General features: G+C 37.3%; 17 protein-coding genes. 10 read left to right on the top strand and 7 right to left on the bottom strand.

Annotated elements, in window-relative coordinates:
• Positions 1-91 precede the first annotated feature (91 nt).
• From CHB66_RS07440 to CHB66_RS07430, 3 genes are read right to left on the bottom strand one after another with little or no spacing between them, the layout of a single operon-like run.
• Positions 92-772, bottom strand: a complete 681-nt coding sequence (locus CHB66_RS07440) for a potassium channel family protein (RefSeq protein WP_089239561.1) — start codon at positions 770-772, stop codon at positions 92-94.
• A complete protein-coding gene (locus CHB66_RS07435; RefSeq protein WP_089239559.1) occupies positions 769-2451 on the bottom strand; it encodes a cation:proton antiporter in 1683 nt (560 codons plus the stop codon). The genes CHB66_RS07440 and CHB66_RS07435 overlap by 4 nt, the downstream gene beginning before the upstream one ends.
• The gene (locus tag CHB66_RS07430; RefSeq protein WP_089239557.1) at positions 2448-3263 is read right to left on the bottom strand and encodes an adenine nucleotide alpha hydrolase family protein; all 816 of its coding nucleotides are present in this window, start codon (positions 3261-3263) and stop codon (positions 2448-2450) included. Before CHB66_RS07430 ends, CHB66_RS07435 begins: the two co-directional genes overlap by 4 nt.
• A gap of 225 nt (positions 3264-3488) precedes the next feature.
• On the opposite strand from CHB66_RS07430, the gene CHB66_RS07425 reads away from it, so the two are divergent.
• Complete coding sequence (locus CHB66_RS07425; protein ID WP_089239555.1) at positions 3489-4979, top strand: potassium/proton antiporter; 1491 nt, start codon at positions 3489-3491, stop codon at positions 4977-4979.
• A gap of 35 nt (positions 4980-5014) precedes the next feature.
• Here the strand turns inward: CHB66_RS07425 and CHB66_RS07420 are convergent, their stop codons facing one another.
• Positions 5015-7570 (bottom strand): phosphoenolpyruvate carboxylase, encoded by a 2556-nt coding sequence (locus CHB66_RS07420; RefSeq protein ID WP_089239553.1) that lies wholly within the window; start codon positions 7568-7570, stop codon positions 5015-5017.
• 245 nt (positions 7571-7815) lie between these two features.
• On the opposite strand from CHB66_RS07420, the gene CHB66_RS07415 reads away from it, so the two are divergent.
• Genes CHB66_RS07415 through mnhG form a run of 7 tightly spaced genes read left to right on the top strand, consistent with a single transcriptional unit; the run spans position 7816 to position 13505 of the window.
• Positions 7816-10122: a putative monovalent cation/H+ antiporter subunit A gene (locus tag CHB66_RS07415; RefSeq protein WP_089239551.1), complete on the top strand. Its 2307-nt coding sequence runs from the start codon at positions 7816-7818 to the stop codon at positions 10120-10122.
• Between the two features lies 1 nt (position 10123).
• Positions 10124-10534: a Na+/H+ antiporter subunit B gene (locus CHB66_RS07410; RefSeq protein ID WP_089239549.1), complete on the top strand. Its 411-nt coding sequence runs from the start codon at positions 10124-10126 to the stop codon at positions 10532-10534.
• A 1-nt stretch (position 10535) separates the two neighbouring features.
• Complete coding sequence (locus CHB66_RS07405) at positions 10536-10892, top strand: Na+/H+ antiporter subunit C (protein WP_089239547.1); 357 nt, start codon at positions 10536-10538, stop codon at positions 10890-10892.
• A complete protein-coding gene (locus CHB66_RS07400) occupies positions 10885-12408 on the top strand; it encodes a proton-conducting transporter transmembrane domain-containing protein (protein ID WP_089239545.1) in 1524 nt (507 codons plus the stop codon). Before CHB66_RS07405 ends, CHB66_RS07400 begins: the two co-directional genes overlap by 8 nt.
• Positions 12405-12884: a Na+/H+ antiporter subunit E gene (locus tag CHB66_RS07395; protein WP_170932453.1), complete on the top strand. Its 480-nt coding sequence runs from the start codon at positions 12405-12407 to the stop codon at positions 12882-12884. The genes CHB66_RS07400 and CHB66_RS07395 overlap by 4 nt, the downstream gene beginning before the upstream one ends.
• On the top strand, positions 12881-13156 hold the full coding sequence (locus CHB66_RS07390; RefSeq protein ID WP_076500874.1) for a cation:proton antiporter: 276 nt from the start codon (positions 12881-12883) through the stop codon (positions 13154-13156). Before CHB66_RS07395 ends, CHB66_RS07390 begins: the two co-directional genes overlap by 4 nt.
• Positions 13149-13505, top strand: coding sequence for a monovalent cation/H(+) antiporter subunit G (gene mnhG / locus CHB66_RS07385; RefSeq protein WP_089239543.1), 357 nt, complete (start codon positions 13149-13151; stop codon positions 13503-13505). Before CHB66_RS07390 ends, mnhG begins: the two co-directional genes overlap by 8 nt.
• A 178-nt stretch (positions 13506-13683) precedes the next feature.
• Here the strand turns inward: mnhG and CHB66_RS07380 are convergent, their stop codons facing one another.
• Positions 13684-14079 (bottom strand): DUF7793 family protein, encoded by a 396-nt coding sequence (locus tag CHB66_RS07380; RefSeq protein ID WP_089239541.1) that lies wholly within the window; start codon positions 14077-14079, stop codon positions 13684-13686.
• Between the two features lie 207 nt (positions 14080-14286).
• Here CHB66_RS07380 and CHB66_RS07375 point away from each other — a divergent pair, with 207 nt between their 5' ends.
• A complete protein-coding gene (locus CHB66_RS07375) occupies positions 14287-14478 on the top strand; it encodes a cold-shock protein (protein WP_076500877.1) in 192 nt (63 codons plus the stop codon).
• 252 nt (positions 14479-14730) lie between these two features.
• Here CHB66_RS07375 and CHB66_RS07370 read toward each other — a convergent pair whose 3' ends face one another.
• On the bottom strand, positions 14731-15816 hold the full coding sequence (locus CHB66_RS07370) for an o-succinylbenzoate synthase (RefSeq protein ID WP_089239539.1): 1086 nt from the start codon (positions 15814-15816) through the stop codon (positions 14731-14733).
• Between the two features lie 97 nt (positions 15817-15913).
• On the opposite strand from CHB66_RS07370, the gene CHB66_RS07365 reads away from it, so the two are divergent.
• The gene (locus CHB66_RS07365; protein WP_089239537.1) at positions 15914-17131 is read left to right on the top strand and encodes an S-adenosylmethionine:tRNA ribosyltransferase-isomerase; all 1218 of its coding nucleotides are present in this window, start codon (positions 15914-15916) and stop codon (positions 17129-17131) included.
• A 19-nt stretch (positions 17132-17150) separates the two neighbouring features.
• Here the strand turns inward: CHB66_RS07365 and CHB66_RS07360 are convergent, their stop codons facing one another.
• On the bottom strand, positions 17151-17567 hold the full coding sequence (locus tag CHB66_RS07360) for a LytR/AlgR family response regulator transcription factor (protein ID WP_089239535.1): 417 nt from the start codon (positions 17565-17567) through the stop codon (positions 17151-17153).
• Between the last annotated feature and the right edge of the window lie 95 nt (positions 17568-17662).

Genomic DNA, 17662 nt, shown 5'->3' with positions numbered 1-17662 from the left:
GGATTTAATTTTCACTAAAATATTAAACTATTTCAAAACCACTTCATCATAATACCTTAAAGGCATAAAAAATTAGATAGAAGGCATTTGCTCAAATATTCTCCTTTGAAGCATATGAGACTAACTTTGAGATAACAACTGCTGGATAAAGTATGCCTAAAGCCGAAAGAAAAGTTGATAACATTTTTGCTGAGAAATTTACTGGGAAAATATCTCCAAAGCCAAGCGTACTGATACATGTGAGGCTGTAATAAATATATTCCCCAAAATCCACATCCATACCTTCAAGACTTACATCCTCCCCAATTATTGATTCGCCTGTTGATAGATGGATAATTTCAAATCCAAATGCTCCAATCATGGCAAATAATAGATAAACATTAATGCTTCCAATGATTCTATAAAAATTCACTTCATTATTTCTAAAAAGTAAAAGAATATTTACTACGATCAGGGCTATTAAATTCAAGATGGCTACTATCCTTTCTAAAAGGTAAAAATCAAAGGGGTTATCACCGAACCTAATCAACCTCAAACTGATATGCGTTACTAGTAAAACACTTGTTAAAATGATATATGCTTTTTCTTTAGCTGAAAATATGCCAATAAAAAAAAGTAGAATTAGCATGAAATTCAGAAAAAAGGTAGCGTCATTTTGATATTCTATGATCACAGGTAAGATAAATACTGTAAAAATCAACATCACCAACAACGCTGGAAAACTGGTATCTGACACCCAGAAACCTTTAACTTTTTTTAAATATTCTTTCATTTCTCAGTGTTTTGGGAATCGGAATTAAGAATTGGGCTTAGGTGAGCGTTATAAAAGTTTTGAGCTGCCATCTCAAAGGGCAACAAAACTTTTACATTGAGCAAATGATCAAAATACTTACTTTCAAACTCATGCATTGCTGTCAAAAAAATTTGACCTTTAAAGTTAGACTTATCCAAAGAATTGACTAGCTTAATGCTATGATGATAGTCAGGAACTGTACAAATCACACACTTGGTATGATCCAGAGAAAGATGTTCCAACAGGTCTGGATCTTCAAGGTCTCCATACATAATTTTTTTCCTAGACTCTTGCCAAGATTTTACCACTTGTGGATCAAAGTCTACTCCTAAATAATCAGTATGCCCTTTTGCTTGTATTTGATCGGCTACTTTTTGTCCAAATCTACCTAACCCTAAAATCAAAACTTCAAAATGACTTGACTCTAATTGTTTCATTTTTCTCTCTCGGTAAGGGTCTGATTTTTCAAAAACCTTTAAAACAGGCGCCAAAAACTGATAAAGCTTGCCTGAATACAAGATCATGTAAGTGGATAGAGCGATGGTAATCAGTCCAACCAAAGTAATCAGTCCTACAACCTCCTCTGTCAAATGCCCGACGGTATAACCCAGTCCTGCAAAAATCAATGAAAACTCTGAAATTTGAGCCACTGTCAATCCAGCTAGAAAGGATGTTCGTTTTCTATAACCCATAGAGCCCATGATCACCAATACTATAATGGGATTACCTATCAATACAAAAATAGAAAATACAAACGCCGCAGGCACTTGGGTGCCTATGACACCTAAATTCAATCCTGCACCTAAGTTTACAAAGAAGAACAACAACAAAAAATCCCTCAAGCTAGTCATTCTACCACTGATGACTTCCTTGAAAGGAGAAGATGCCAAACTAACCCCAGCTAGAAAAGCACCTACTTCTGCACTAAAACCAATCAATTCACTGATCATGGCTAATAAAACAGCCCATGCGATGGCAAAGAGCGTGAGCATTTCTACGGACTTTGCCAGAAAAAAACTCAGCTTAGGAATGATGTACCTCATTACTAAAACTGTAGCACCCACCAAAATAAATGAATATAATAGTGTCTTACCGATTTCTAAAAACAACATGGTATCCTCTCCTCCTCTCCCGATAGTCGAGAGCACAATCATTACAAGAATCACAACAATATCCTGTACGATCAAAAATCCAATTGCAATCTGTCCGTGAAGCGCATCGATTTCTTTTTTATCAGAAAGTAACTTGACAATGATGATGGTACTAGAAAAGGTTAATGCAACAGCGATGTAAAAACTATGTAGAGTGGAAAAACCTAAACCAATCCCTATAAAGTATCCAATCACGGAAGTAAATATCACCTGACCAAGTCCAGTCATCAAGGCAATCTTACCTGTAGACTTGATCAATCGTAGGTCCAATTTTAAGCCCACGATAAAAAGTAAAATAGCAATCCCTACCTCAGCCAGCAAATGAATATTCTCCTTACTTTGTGCTACATTCAAAACAGATGGTCCTACCACTATCCCTAGGGCAATAAACATCACAATCAATGGCTGTTTCAAAATTTGCCCTAAAGCTCCCAATAGTGCTGCCAAAGAGAGGATAATCGCAAATTCATAAAAAGGATTCTGTGATAATTCTGCTAACCAAGTCATGAGGGCAAAACAATTAAAGGAATGGAAGCATCGTAAACAAGATCATTAATTATGAATTTACGAAAAACCCTGTCTGCAAGAGATCTTGAGCCCTTTTGCAAAACCAAAAACATCCCCTCCTGATGTAACATATAACTCTTTAACTCAGCCATCGCATCGTTTCCATTAAATGAATTTACTTGGCAAGAAATTAGTGAATCAAATGTCTTCTTTAGATTAAGTAAATATGCTTCTGAATCATATTTCTCTTCTACTTTGCTGATAATTGTAATAAACTCTACTACTTCTAGCTTGCTACTGATACTTTTAATCAATTGCTTCAGTAATTTTTCTCCTATAGAAGTCTTATAATGTACGGCTACAACCAATTTACTTGGAACATTAACCTTGACGTGTAAAGGCAGCGCTATGGTTAATCGATTAACTTCCTCTATAACTCGAGTCACGGTACTCCCAATGAAAATCTGCTTCAAAATCCCTGTACCTTTGATGCCAGCCAGAATAATATCTTCTTCCTCAATTTTAGCTTCTTCTTTTAGAAATTTGATCAAGGGTAATGCCGTAACTTCTATATTCACAAAGATTGTTTCATCCACGTATTGCGCACGAAGTTTTTCAATTTCCTGAAAAACCACTCTTTTTTGATCATATTCAAATTTCAGCCTAATGTCAGGACTTCCAAGAGATGGAATCATCAAGTCAAGTTGATGGACCAAAATCATTTTACACCCAAAAGACAAACACCATTGATTGGCAAGCTGAACTTGCGAATTAGAATAATCAGAAAAATCAATCAAAACATAAATTTTCATAGTAACCTGTCTTGTTTAGCTAAAATTAGAAAAATATTTGATTACCCCATAGAGATGCATGAATTAACCAATTGGTGTAACTTTCAATTTTCTAATTGACTTATTTCATTTGAAACTGTAACATTTCATTATCCTTTCCGCTATACATTTAAATTAAACTTTATATTGTGTTAATTTGAAATTTCAAGAAAACTTGATTTGAACATTATTTAAGCAACCGACCAAATGAGTCTCACTATAGAAAACATTCTTCTCATAGGATCCGTCTTACTTTTCCTGAGCATACTAGCTGGAAAAACCTCCTATAAGTTTGGCGTCCCAACTTTGATTTTATTTCTATTGGTTGGTATGTTAGCAGGATCCGATGGACTCGGTATTCAGTTCAATAATCCCGAAATTGCTCAGTTCATCGGAATTGTATCATTGAATTTCATCCTTTTTTCAGGGGGGCTTGATACCAGTTGGAAATCTATAAAGCCTGTATTAGGCAAAGGGATTGCACTATCTACAGTTGGAGTGCTTCTGACAGCTTCCTCAGTTGGAGTATTTGTTTGGTTATTGACAGATTTTACTATTTTAGAGGGCTTACTTCTCGGTGCAATTGTGTCTTCCACAGATGCCGCAGCCGTATTTTCAATTCTAAGATCAAAAAGCCTTGCACTCAAATACCGTTTGAGATCTACTTTGGAGCTAGAAAGCGGTAGTAATGATCCAATGGCTTACGTGCTGACAATTGCCTTTTTAGGGCTTGTTCTTAATCCAAATCAAGGAATCCTATCCATTTTCTTATTATTCTTTCAGCAAATGATCATTGGCGGGGCATTAGGTTTACTTTTCGGTTGGTTGAGTAAGCAAGCTATCAATAGAATCAATCTAGGCTTCGAAGGTTTGTACCCTGTTCTAGTTATTTCCTTGATGTTTGTTACATTTTCCTTTACAGATTTATTAGGTGGAAATGGCTTCTTGGCAGTTTACCTTTGTGCGGTTTACCTTGGTCAGCAGGAGCTCATTCACAAAAACTCAATCCTGAAAATGTTTGATGGTTTGGCTTGGTTGATGCAAATAGTACTCTTTCTCACTCTTGGACTTTTGGTCAATCCTTCTGAAATCATTCCATTGATCGGTTTAGGAGTAGCTGTTTCTGCTTTCTTGATTTTTGTATCCAGACCATTAGGCGTGTTTCTGACACTACTGCCTTTTAAAATGAAAAATAGAAGTCGTTGGTATATCTCATGGGTTGGCCTGAGGGGAGCAGTACCTATTGTGTTTGCAACTTACCCTTTGATCGCTGGTATTGACAAAGCCCATATGATCTTTAATTTGGTCTTTTTCATTTCCTTGACCTCGGTATTGATTCAAGGCACTACATTATCTGTTGTAGCCAATTGGTTCAAAGTATCTTTACCAGAGAAAGCAAAACCAAAATCTCCTATCGATTACATCATGAATGAAGCACCAAAAACAGAGATGTCAGAAGTCGTCATTCCTGATGGAAATGAAATTATCGGTAGGAAAATTTTAGAAATTGGCTTTCCAAAGAACGCAATCATAGCCATGCTGAGAAGAAATGGCGAATATATCACTCCAAAGGGAAGTACCGAAATCCAAGCATGGGATCAACTCTTGGTCTTGTCAGAAAATAAAGATTGTCTCAAAAAAGTCTATGAAGTGCTTCATGTTCCAATTGAAGTTGAAATTGAAGAGGATGAAGACTAAAACTAAAAAAACCCGGCCTTAAGCCGGGTTTTGAATTATGCCGCATTTCTTGCCGCATTGATGATTCCAAACATGGTTCGGAGAATCAATTTCTGCAAGACAGGATCATCCTCCCCACGCTCCAACATACTCTGAATAGCATACTGCTGTATGGTGATCAAAGGAAGTACGATTTTTTCCCTGATCTCAATGGACTCTTTTGAGGTCAAATTATCTTGAAGTAAAACATCCATACCGGAGACTTCTAGAATTAGCTTCAAAGTCCTTTGATATTCCCCAAACATCAAATTCCAAAGATCAGCGTATTTTGGATCATTTTGAAGGTAAGCTGTAGACTTATAAAATGATTTGGCCAGTGACTGCATACTATTTCCTAAAAGCGATCTGAAAAACAGGGAGTCTTGGTACAGTGCTTGAGCTGCTTCAAATCTCCCCTCCTCTTTCAATGCTTCTAAAGCTGCTCCCACGCCAAAGAAACCAGGAATATTCTGCTTCATTTGCGCCCAAGACCCAACAAATGGAATCGCTCTCAAATCATCGAATTTCAACCCACTATCCTTTCCTCTTTTCAAAGGTCTAGAACCAATATTTACCTTGCCAAAATATTTTAAAGGGGTCACATGCTCCAAATATGGCAGAAACTGTGGGTGATTTTTAAAATCTTTATAAAACTGATAAGAGACATCTGCCATCCGATTGATCAAGGCTCTTTGCTCGTCAGTAAGAGATTTTTCGGAAGATGGATAAAGTTCATTTTCTATTCCTGCACAGAGTAGTTGTTCTAGATTATAGGTACAGGACACAGGTTTGCCATAATTCGCAGAGATTGTTTGTCCCTGTATGGTGATCTGTATTTCCTTATTTTCTACTTGTGGACCTAGTGAAGCATAGAAATTATGCATATTTCCTCCACCTCTCGCGGGGGGGCCTCCTCTCCCATCAAAGAATACCACACTGACATCATAAAGTCTAGAAACTTTTGTCAACTCCTCTTTTGCTTGTAAAATAGACCAATTGGCCCTGATGTAGCCTCCATCCTTGGTGCCATCAGAAAAACCCAACATGATGGTTTGTTTGGCACCTCTGCTTTGAAGGTGAGCAGCATAGGCTTCATTTTTATACAATTGCTCCATGATTTGAGGAGCTTTAGCCAAGTCATCGATAGTTTCAAAAAGAGGAACAATATCTAATGGTAATTGACCAGATTGGTGTTTGATGTTCAACTGCGCCAATTTAAAAACCTCTAAAACATGTAAGGCCGATTGGCAATTGGAAATAATATACCGATGCAAGCCATCTTCTCCATTCTCTTTTTGAACAGTCTGTATGGCATCAAAACTCTTCAACATTTCCTTGTGAAAATCATCTTGAATTTTGTCGAAATCTGGTAATTGATCAAAATCAAATAGATAGCTGATCTTTTCTACTTCAGACAGTTCATGATACTTTTCTAACTCTTTGGAACCTAATTTCAATGCTATCAATTCATCCCAAAGCCCATCGTGCTTCCTACTATCCTGTCTTACATCCATATTGGCAAAGTGGAAGCCGAATATTTTGACCTTCAAGATAAATTCATCCAGCTGATCTAGGAAAAGTCCATCATGGTATTCTACCAAACATTTCCTTGCTTCCATCAAGTCCGACAATAGCGCATCCTTGCTTGTATAAAAACTCTGATCCTCGAAAAGGGAATTGAATAGACCTGATTCAACTTTTGCCATGATTGGCTCCACGTGCTTGAAGGTCAACCTTCGCTTGATCAAACGCACATCTCTGTAGTAGCACCTCAAAATCCACTTTTGTAGTCTCTCGGCTACTTTTACCGTGATATCATGTGTCACAAAAGGATTTCCATCCCTGTCACCTCCTGGCCAAAAACCAACTTTCAATAAGCCGGGATTATCCCAATCATGTAGGGGAATGTCCAAACTATTGAGTAAGCGTGTCAAGATATCAGGTATACTTTTATAAAACACATTGGTCAAAAACCAAATCAAACTCACAGCTTCATCAAGAGGAGTAGGCTTTTCTTTATTGATAAAACCTGTTTTACCAAGCTGTTGTAAAAGCAGGTTGATATTACCAAGATCATTGTTTTTGATTGCTGTCTCTAAGTCGGTGATAATTCCTAAAACATTACCTGGATAAAATTGCGTAGGGTGAGCAGTTAGTGTAAGTCTCACAGAAAAATTATTGAGCTTTTCGATTAAAGCCTCCTTTTTGCGGTCATTTTCTACTCTAGCTAGAAGTGCCTGAACGCTCCCTTTTCCTCTCAAATCATGAATTTTGTCAAAGGCAGCATCTTCGATTGAATCAAACAAAACTACTTGCCTTTCTACATATTGAACCATCTTGAAAAGTAAATCATGTCTTTGCTCTTCAGAATGCTTAGACATTAATTCTTGAAAAAAACCTTGAATGATCTCTTTTGGGCTTTTATCCTTATCATAGCCTTCTTCACATTTACTTGCCAAAATGGGAAGTAATGTCCCTGTTCTATTAATATCGCTAAATGGAAGATCTAAAAATAGACTGTTGTAAATCGTGAAGCGCTTGGCTACTTCGTTTTGGTATTTGTTATTTGACATTTTATGGTTTTATGGTTTGATAAAAGTAAAAATACTCAATTTTTATTTTTTTTCAGAAAATTAGGCCTATCAATATGATTTTAATATCAAATTCAGTTTATTTTTGAATATTCTATCGGTAAAACAAACAAAAACTGAATGAATCACCACCAGACTAATTACCTTCTATCAAAAGACTAGGCAAGACCTAGACCTTTTTTTGTAATTTAGAATTTTTAAATCGCTAAAGAAATATCCAGAGATACATGATCATAGCCATATTATCAGGATTTATAGTTGCGGCCTTGATTCCGCTTTTGAGCAAGTTTATAAAAAGTAAAGGCTCTATACTGCTTCCTTTTCTCCCTATGAGCTTGTTTGTGTATTTCGCGAGCTATCTTCCGAGAATTGGCAAAGGCGAAAAACTAAGTTTTGTATACGAATGGGTCCCAAGCTTTGGTATCAACCTATCCTTTCACTTGGATGGACTATCTATGCTCTTTGCCTTGCTGATCACTGGAATTGGAACCTTGGTATTTTTCTATACTTTCAGTTATCTCAAAGGCCATATATATTTAGATAGGTTTTACGGCTACCTAAGTATGTTTATGGCATCTATGCTAGGCTTAGTGTTATCGGATAATATCATCACGTTATTTATATTTTGGGAACTTACCAGTATCAGTTCCTTCTTCTTGATCGGATTCAATAATGATGATCCCAAATCAAGAAAATCTGCCTTACTAGCATTAAGCATAACTGGAATGGGTGGTTTATTCCTATTAGCGGGGATGTTGCTCCTTGGTACTGCTGGAGGATCTTACTCTTTTCAGGAATTATTATCCAATGGAAATTTGATTCAAGCACATGACAATTATGGATGGATCATTCTCTTGGTGTTTCTTGGTGCCTTCACCAAATCTGCACAGTTCCCTTTTCACTTTTGGTTACCAGGAGCGATGAAAGCGCCAACACCTGTGAGCACTTACTTGCACTCTGCGACGATGGTAAAAGCTGGTATTTATATCCTAGCCAGATTTACACCCCTTCTTGGCGGTACTGCTGAATGGAACACCACATTGATCATCGTCGGAGCAGTGACGATGGTCTATGCAGCTATTCACGCTATCTTCAGAATGGATATGAAAAGCATCTTGGCCTATTCTACCATCTCAGCTTTAGGGATTTTGGTTTTTCTAATTGGATTAGGAACCGAAGAGTCCTTGTTAGCCGCTTGTGTGTTTATTCTAGTTCATGCTTTATACAAAGCCACGCTTTTCTTGATTACTGGTATTGTAGATCATGAAACTGGCACTCGAGATGTGACAGTATTAGGTGGATTAAGAAAAGTCATGATGCCTGTGGCAATTGCCGCAGGATTGGCCGCTCTTTCTAATGCTGGAGCACCACCTTTCTTTGGTTTTATTGGCAAAGACTTGATCTATGAAGCCACTTTGCACTTTGGAGATTGGGCTTATCTCTTGACGGGCGCAGCCATCCTCACGAATATTTGTTTGCTCTTTGCAGGACTTTTGGCTGGCTATAAACCATTTGCAGGAAATCTACCTGCTGAGTTCTCCAAAGTTCATCTTCCACACCCAACCATGTGGGTTCCTCCACTGATCCTTGCTGTTTTAGGCTTAGTTTTTGGGCTTTTCCCTGTATTGATTGAGAAAAATTTGATTCAGCCAGTATTCAGCAGCCTGACCAATAATGATACGCTCATACATCTGAAGCTATGGCATGGGTTCAATGTAGTACTAGGCCTAAGTATGCTAACCTTGACGCTAGGTGTTCTTTTGTATTGGAAATTGAAGCCATCAGAAGCCCTTTTTGGCAAAACTCTCAAGTTCGAGTTGTTCTCTCCTCAGACTATCGCTATGTTATTTGGGAGGTTATTTTCAGAATTTGCAAAACTCTGGACTGGATTTTTCCAAAATGGATACTTGAGAAACTATGTAATTACTATACTTGGTTTTTTGACCATATTGCTAGGTTATAGACTTTATCAAGGTGTAAACTTTTACGTGGATACTGCTAAGCTTACCGAATTGACCATCTATGAAGTGATTGTAGTCCTGATCATGATCATCTCGATCATTTTCACTGTTTTCTCAAAGTCACGACTTGTAGCTGTTGCATCACTGGGAGTGATAGGCTATTCAATTTGTTTGATTTTCTTATTCTATTCGGCCCCAGATCTAGCAATGACTCAGTTTTCTATTGATACATTGACCGTTATTCTATTTGTTTTGGTAATCTATAACTTACCGAAATATAAGACTTTCTCTAAAAGGAGAGTCAGGGTAAGAGATGGGATTCTATCAGTATTTTTTGGAACTCTGATCGCTATCCTAACGCTTGAAGTACTTTCAGAGCCATTGAATAGGGAAACCTCCATCTTCTATGCTGAAAGCGCATACATCCTTGCCAAGGGAAAAAATGTGGTCAATGTCATTCTGGTGGATTTTAGAGGATTGGATACCATTGTAGAAATTACCGTTTTGGTCATTGCTGCCATTGGGGTATTTAGTTTATTGAAATTGAGACTGAAAAGTATAGAGAAGGAATAACATGAAGACTATCATATTCAAAACAGCATCAACCTATCTTTTACCATTATTGATTCTCTTTTCTGTATTTATCCTATTGAGAGGTCATTATTTGCCCGGAGGAGGTTTTGTAGGAGGACTGATCGCCTCTATAGCATTCGTCATTCACTCTTTTGCCAATGGCCTAGAGCAGACCAAGAGCTTGATTAAGTTTCATCCAGGTTTTTTGATGCCTATTGGCCTATGCATTGCCCTACTGAGTGGTGCTGCTCCTTTATTGGTAGGACAAAGCTTCATGACTGGATTATGGTTTGAAGACCCGCTGCCTGTGATTGGCATGGTGGGTTCAGCTTTATTTTTTGACACTGGTGTATACCTTGTTGTAATAGGTGTGACACTTACGATCATTTTCACAATTTCGGAAACACTTTAATATGGAATTATTACTCGTCATTTTGATCGGATTACTTTATGCTTCGGGTATCTTCATGATGCTTAGAAGAAGTATGGTTAAGCTGATCATTGGTTTGATTTTATTGGGAAATGGAGCAAATATGCTGATTTTCCTATTGGGACGTATTGTCAAAGGAAAACCACCAATTATAGAATCATCCGCCAAAATGCTCACTGAAATCTATGCAGACCCTGTGCCCCAAGCTTTGATACTCACAGCGATTGTAATCAGTTTTGGTTTACAGTCTTTTGCCATCATTCTTGTCAAAAGAGCTTATAAAATCACCGACACGGATGATTTGGATGAATTGAATACTACCGACGAAATTTATGAATAATCCATACATAATTTTACCAGTAATCTTCCAATTATTCACAGCTGTCTTGCTGCTGTTTTTTTGGTTCAGGGTCAATGCACAGCGTTTGATTACGATTATTTGTAGCTTGATTTCATTGGGAATTGCCATTTGGCTCCTAAAGGAAGTTTATCAAAACGGTATCCTCACCATGCAAGCAGGTGGCTGGAAAGCACCTTTTGGGATTACTTTTGTGGCTGATGTCTTCAGTGCTACGATGGTTCTATTGACTGCTATTTCTGGAATGGCTGTTGCCATATTCTCAACAGGGAGTATTAGAAATGCAAGATTGAAGTTTGGTTATTTTCCAATTTTAAATTTCCTGTTGATGGGACTCAATGGGGCCTTTTTGACAGGAGATATCTTCAATCTTTATGTTTGGTTTGAGATTATCATCATCGCTTCATTTGTACTGATCACTATTGGTGGAGAAAAAGCACAGATAGAAGGAGCCATCAAATATGTCACTATGAATTTATTGGCTTCTGCTATTTTCTTGACTGCAATTGCGATTCTTTATGGAATGGCCGGTAGTCTGAATATGGCAGACCTTTCCGAACAGGTCGCTCAAATTGAAAACAGGGGTTTGGTTAATGTGGTTGCGATTTTATTCTTGGTGGGTTTTGGAATCAAATCAGCCATTTTCCCACTGTATTTTTGGCTACCTGCTTCTTATCACACCCCTCCTCCTGCTATCTCGGCTATCTTTGGAGGCTTATTGACTAAAGTTGGTGTTTATGCCTTATTGAGAATTTTCACCTTAATCTTTATACCAGATGCTTTCTTGAGCAATTTATTGATCGTATTGGCTGCAATGACCATTTTATCTGGTGGACTTGGTGCGATCTTACAGGTCAATATGCGAAAAATCTTTTCCTATCTGATCGTCTGTCATATTGGATTTATGATTGCTGGTTTGGGGATTTATACTGAGTTGGCTCTTGTGGGTGCCATCTTCTACTTGATCCATGATATCATTGTCAAAACGAATCTGTTTTTGGTTTCAGGTCTGATTTTCAAATTGAAAGGAACCTTGAATATTGAAAAACTAGGAGGTATCTATAAAAAATACCCCAAATTTTCTCTTTTGATGGCAATTCCACTATTTTCTTTAGTAGGCATACCTCCCCTTTCTGGATTTTGGGCCAAGCTATTCTTGATACAAGGAAGTTATTTGGAAGGTCAGTATACTTTGATAGGTTTTATTCTACTAGGGAGCTTTCTTACTTTATGGGTAATTGCTAAAGTTTGGTCTGAAGTATTCTGGAAAGATGCTGTGAACCTTCCTAAAAAAATCAATGTCAAATATTTCAGAGAGCTCAAACCTTTGAAACAATGGGCTATGGTGATTCCGATTGTTTTATTAGCTGCTACTTCTCTGTATATTGGTTTAGCCGCTGAGCATATTATCCTTTTAAGCAAGCAAATAGCGGCTGAACTGATCGACCCTTCAGCCTATATAGAAGCAGTTTTGGGATCTAAAACAACAATGCCATGATCAAAACCAAATTCTTAAGCAATCTTTTACTATCCTTGATTTGGGTAGCTATCACAGGAGCCTTCACCGTTGAGAACTTTGTGTTTGGATTTGCTCTCAGCTTTTTCCTACTGTGGATCACAGCCACCGATAGAAGAGAAAACAAATACTTTAACAGAATTCCAAAACTTATAGGGTTTGTCTTTTTCTTCTTATATGAATTGATCAAAGCTAATATAGAAGTGGCTTATGATGTCATCACACCGAAGCACTATATGGAGCCTGGTATTGTGAAAATACCTCTTGATGCCAAATCTGACCTGGAGATAACCTTATTAGCAAATTTAATTACGCTGACACCTGGTACTTTAAGTCTAGACGTATCAGATGATCGCAAGGTATTGTATGTACACGCTATGTATGTCAAGGATAGAGCCGAGTTTGTGGCGGGTATCAAAAATGGATTCGAACGTAGACTATTAGAAATAACAAGATGAGTGTTTACGACTATTTATATTACATCATACTTCCGATTTTGGCTGTATCGATCTTGATTATTTTCATCAGGTTTCTAATCGGACCCAAGCTATCCGACAGAGTTGTGGCTTTGGATTTACTACTGACCACAGGCATAGGTATCATTGCAGTATATAGCATTATCACCAATCAGCCAGCATTTCTAGATATTGCTATGATTTTGGCCTTGATTGCATTCTTGGGCACGGTAGCATTTGCTTATTACCTTGAAAAAAGAGAAAAAAATGACTGAAATAATCGTAATCATTCTCAGCTCACTTGGAGCACTATTCATTTTACTAGCAGCGGTCGGGGTAGTTAAAATGCCAGATCTGTATTTGAGGATTTCTGTGACTACCAAGGCTGCTACACTTGGCATAGGTTTAATCTTGTTAGGTGCTGGGATTTATTTCTCAGATGCAGCAATATTGGCAAGAGTTATTGCTATTATCGTTTTTATGCTGCTCACTGCTCCTGTTGGTGCTCATATGATTGGGAGAGCCTCTTATTTCACTGGTGTCAAAATGTGGAAAAATTCGAAAATTGATGAATTAGAGGGCAAGTATGATACGAAGTCACATAAATTGAGAAGTGAGGATTGAGGGATTTAGGTTATTGAGTTATTGGGGAATTAGGGATTGGGGAATTAGTTATTAGGAATTTGAAGATTGAAAGATTGGGGATTGGGTTATTGAGTTATTAGGGAAATTGGGAATGGGAGATTTGACTTTAAAGCATTTTATTGACTTCTGTAGTCCGTGGTCTGTCGACTGTCTACTATCAATGTGACTTACTCAACAAACCATCTATCCAATGTCTAGCATCTTGTTGCTTTTCAAATATTTGATAAGGTACAGGTTGCTTTTGAAGTGCAAATATAAATTTGAGCACTGTTCTTACTGCCATATTGGGAATGACATAAGCCGTTGCAATACAATACTGCTGCATCAAAGGTTCGTTCTCCTTGAGCCAATTGGCTTGCATTTTTTGATGCTTGATTGAAGGAACTCCTGCAAAAGTCGCGTCAAAAATAATCGCTAATTTCCTTTCATGTCTGTAAACTGCTTTCGTTGATGCCAAATAGGCTTGAAAGTTTTCGTCTGTACTTTTATTTCCCGTAAAAGAAATCATGACTAAGGGGAATTCTGAATTGTCAACTAATGCATATGCTTCCATATCCTCAAAACTCAATTATGATGAAAGTGTTTTTTTACCGAAGTACTTTATTACCAAAGATTTGATAAAAATCAATCGAATTATCTAAGATGTTTTGATGTATATTTTGGTAAAATATAAACTTTACAAAAAAATATTTTACAAATAAGTTTTTAATGTGGAAAGTATGCGTACCTTTGAATCATTAATTAATTCAATAATATTATCATGAACACAGGAAAAGTAAAATTTTTTAATGAGTCCAAAGGATTCGGTTTTATCATCGAAGATGAATCTTCTAAAGAGTATTTTGTACACATCTCAGGATTGGTTGACGAAATCAGAGAAGATGATTCAGTGACTTTCGACCTTAAAGAAGGAAGAAAAGGCCTTAACGCAGTGAATGTAAAGTTAGCTTAATACATATTCATTGACAACCTCAAAAGCGGTTCAAACTTTGGTTTGAACCGCTTTTTGTTTTTAATCTTCTTTTGAATTCCTTGATCCTCAATTAGTCCAAAATGGTTATCCGTTTTCACACCAGTAATAATAAGAAGTAATCCTTATGAACCTCACTGGTGGTTGACAAGTGATGGTAGTCAATTGCATGGCGACGATTTGCGCAATAATTGAGTGTCAATCAAATTAAATTGTTAGCTCAATTGTGAATATTCATATCCCCCAATCAAGCTGTCTATCATAAATAAGTGTACCTGAATCTATTTTCAATGGAGATTCAATATTATTGTGATAGAGTTGACCAGTTCCTAGCCCCTGAGGCATATATGGTTCAAAAGTAGCTGTGTATTGAGCAATGGCATTTAGTCCAATATTACTTTCCAAGGCAGAGGTTATCCACCAGCCAATATTCATTTTCTCTGCTAAAGCAATCCAATCATCACAAGAACGAAGTCCTCCCACCAATGTAGGTTTTAAAATAATAAATTGTGGCTTGACCTTTTCTAGAAGCAACCTCTTCTCTTCAAAATCAACCACTCCTATCAGTTCTTCATCCAGAGCAATGGGAAGCGGAGTTACTTCGCAAAGCCGTCTCATGGCTTCAATTTGACCTTGTTTGATGGGTTGCTCGATGCTGTGTAAATCATAAGTAGCAAGGCGATTTAACTTTTCTAATGCATCACTAGGACTAAAAGCACCATTGGCGTCTACGCGCAAGGTAATTTGAGATGCATCATATTCCTTTCTGATATATCCTAGTAGTTCGCATTCCTGATCAAAATCTATAGCTCCAATTTTCATTTTGATACAGCTGAAACCATCATTGAGTTTATGATCTATCTGCTCCAGCATAAATTCTCTATCCCCCATCCAAATCAATCCATTGATAGGAATGGACTTATTCTTGATAGTGAAATCAGAAGGAAAGATTAACCGCTGACCTCCATTTCTCAAATCCAACAAGGCAGTTTCTATGGCAAATCGAATACTTGGATAGTGAGCAGGAACATGTAAGCTCACAAAGTCATCTAAAGCAATATGCTCCAATGATAAATCTTGATCATTAAACTGGCTAATCAACTCGGCAAGTCTTTGCTCAAAATCAGGAAAATCATCCAGACTTAATTTTGGCAAAGGTCCAGCTTCGCCGTAGCCAATGGTATCTGGAAAGGATTTTTCACATACTGAAATATAAAATGTCTCCTTTTGCTTCAAGACACCTCTGGAAGTACCAGCATCAAATTTGAAGTCTAAAATATGTTTCTTATATCCAAAAACTAGATTTCTTAAGGCTTTCATGGTTGCTTATTAATTTTTCTTCTACTTCTCTTAGGATCATGGCAGATGAGCATAATCGATTATCTTTGCACTCTAATATAGCAGTATATCATTTCCTATGTCATCAAACACACTTGATCAGCTAAAGTTATCAGATTACGAATATACCCTACCAGAGGAAAAAATCGCCAAGTTTCCACTCGAAAAAAGAGACGCTTCGAAATTGCTTCAATACAAGAACGGCTTAATTAATCATTTAGCCTTTAGTCAACTTCCTGATTTGATTCCTTCGGGTAGCTTGATGGTATTTAATAATACAAAAGTGATCCCAGCTAGGTTGATTTTTCAAAGAGAGACTGGAGCGAAAGTTGAAATATTTTTGCTAAAACCGCTACTACCCACCACAGTCATCAATGAAGTCATGATCAATACCGTGTCTGTCACATGGGAGACGATGATTGGAAATCAGAAAAAATGGAAAGATGGGGAGGTCTTGAGTGGAGAAGTGATCTATCAGGGCACTCGAATTCAGCTGAAAGCACACCTTGAAGACCGAGCGCGTAGAATCGTGAAATTCACTTGGACGGGAAATGCTCCCTTTGTATCCATTGTGGAAGCATCTGGAGAAGTTCCACTTCCTCCTTATCTTAACAGAAAGGCTACAGAAGTAGACAAGCCAAGATATCAGACAGTCTACTCAAAAAAAGAAGGTGCAGTCGCCGCTCCTACTGCCGGATTACACTTTACAGAAGAAGTATTGGGGAAACTTTCTAGAAATGAAGTAAAAGAAGCATTCCTAACCCTACATGTAGGTGCTGGCACTTTTCAGCCAATCAAAGCAGAAAAAATCACAGACCATGCCATGCATAGCGAGCAAGTTGTTGTTTCGAAGTCCACCATTACATCCCTAGCCAATCACAATGATAAACTGATCGCAGTAGGCACTACCTCCATGCGCTCTCTTGAAAGCTTATATTGGTATGGTGTGAAATTGATCAACGAAGGACATGTACCATTCTTGATTCCCAAACTTTACCCTTATGAATTTCACATGCCACTACCAAGCAGGCAGGAAAGCTTTGCGGCAATTTTGAAAATGATGATTTTGGAGAATTTAGATGAAATAACAGGAAGTACAGAAATATTTATCATGCCAGGCTACGATTTTAAAGTTTGTGATGGATTAGTAACTAATTTTCACCAACCTGGTTCCACATTAATATTACTGGTGGCAGCCTTTACCAATGGAAATTGGAAAGAAATATACAAGCAAGCGCTCGAGATGGAATATAGATTCTTAAGTTATGGAGATAGCAGCTTACTTTGGAAAAGTTAGAAAAATCAAAAAGGGAGATTCAATCTGATCCCCCTGAGCTCAATTTATTGATTCCATTAATTAGATTTTGGTAATATGTCCTTCCTACCGGCACACTATCCTTGCCTACCATTATCTCTCGTGGATTAATAGCAACGATCTCTTCTAAACGTACAATGTAACTTTTATGAATTCTCATAAAATCCGACTCTGGTAAAACAGATTCAAAATCCTTCAAAATATTTCTTAAAGAATATACTGAATCCCTGGTCACAAGAGTGGTGTAATTTCCATCGCCTTTCATCCAAAGGATGTTTTCAAACTTTACTTTAACAAGATTTCCTTTATTTCTAACGAAAATGGCACCTTTGATTAAGAGCTCTGAATCAGCACTTTGCTCATTTGAATCAGTATGACCGTTTCCATTAGAATTATAATTTTTCAATACGTCTTTCATTTTATCATACCTTGATGTGAAATGACCAATCTGTGTAGCACTTCCCACAAGGAAGCACAGACTTTGGTAATTTGTAAACAGAATGTTTGCTATTT

The organism is Belliella buryatensis (genome assembly GCF_900188245.1).
In the GTDB taxonomy this organism is placed as follows: Bacteria; Bacteroidota; Bacteroidia; order Cytophagales; family Cyclobacteriaceae; genus Belliella; species Belliella buryatensis.
Note: the sequence above shows the minus strand (reverse complement) of the source record. Positions and strands in the feature narration are given on the sequence as shown.

Bases quoted from the DNA above. Each gene is read 5' to 3' on its own strand.
- CHB66_RS07410 (WP_089239549.1), top strand. From the start codon at position 10,124: ATGAAGACTATCATATTCAAAACAGCATCAACCTATCTTTTACCATTA.
- CHB66_RS07440 (WP_089239561.1), bottom strand. From the start codon at position 772: ATGAAAGAATATTTAAAAAAAGTTAAAGGTTTCTGGGTGTCAGATACC.
- CHB66_RS07380 (WP_089239541.1), bottom strand. From the start codon at position 14,079: ATGGAAGCATATGCATTAGTTGACAATTCAGAATTCCCCTTAGTCATG.
- CHB66_RS07415 (WP_089239551.1), top strand. From the start codon at position 7,816: ATGATCATAGCCATATTATCAGGATTTATAGTTGCGGCCTTGATTCCG.
- CHB66_RS07370 (WP_089239539.1), bottom strand. From the start codon at position 15,816: ATGAAAGCCTTAAGAAATCTAGTTTTTGGATATAAGAAACATATTTTA.
- CHB66_RS07405 (WP_089239547.1), top strand. From the start codon at position 10,536: ATGGAATTATTACTCGTCATTTTGATCGGATTACTTTATGCTTCGGGT.
- CHB66_RS07425 (WP_089239555.1), top strand. From the start codon at position 3,489: ATGAGTCTCACTATAGAAAACATTCTTCTCATAGGATCCGTCTTACTT.
- CHB66_RS07395 (WP_170932453.1), top strand. From the start codon at position 12,405: ATGATCAAAACCAAATTCTTAAGCAATCTTTTACTATCCTTGATTTGG.
- CHB66_RS07420 (WP_089239553.1), bottom strand. From the start codon at position 7,570: ATGTCAAATAACAAATACCAAAACGAAGTAGCCAAGCGCTTCACGATT.
- CHB66_RS07435 (WP_089239559.1), bottom strand. From the start codon at position 2,451: ATGACTTGGTTAGCAGAATTATCACAGAATCCTTTTTATGAATTTGCG.
- mnhG (WP_089239543.1), top strand. From the start codon at position 13,149: ATGACTGAAATAATCGTAATCATTCTCAGCTCACTTGGAGCACTATTC.
- CHB66_RS07400 (WP_089239545.1), top strand. From the start codon at position 10,885: ATGAATAATCCATACATAATTTTACCAGTAATCTTCCAATTATTCACA.
- CHB66_RS07365 (WP_089239537.1), top strand. From the start codon at position 15,914: ATGTCATCAAACACACTTGATCAGCTAAAGTTATCAGATTACGAATAT.
- CHB66_RS07375 (WP_076500877.1), top strand. From the start codon at position 14,287: ATGAACACAGGAAAAGTAAAATTTTTTAATGAGTCCAAAGGATTCGGT.
- CHB66_RS07360 (WP_089239535.1), bottom strand. From the start codon at position 17,567: ATGAAAGACGTATTGAAAAATTATAATTCTAATGGAAACGGTCATACT.
- CHB66_RS07390 (WP_076500874.1), top strand. From the start codon at position 12,881: ATGAGTGTTTACGACTATTTATATTACATCATACTTCCGATTTTGGCT.
- CHB66_RS07430 (WP_089239557.1), bottom strand. From the start codon at position 3,263: ATGAAAATTTATGTTTTGATTGATTTTTCTGATTATTCTAATTCGCAA.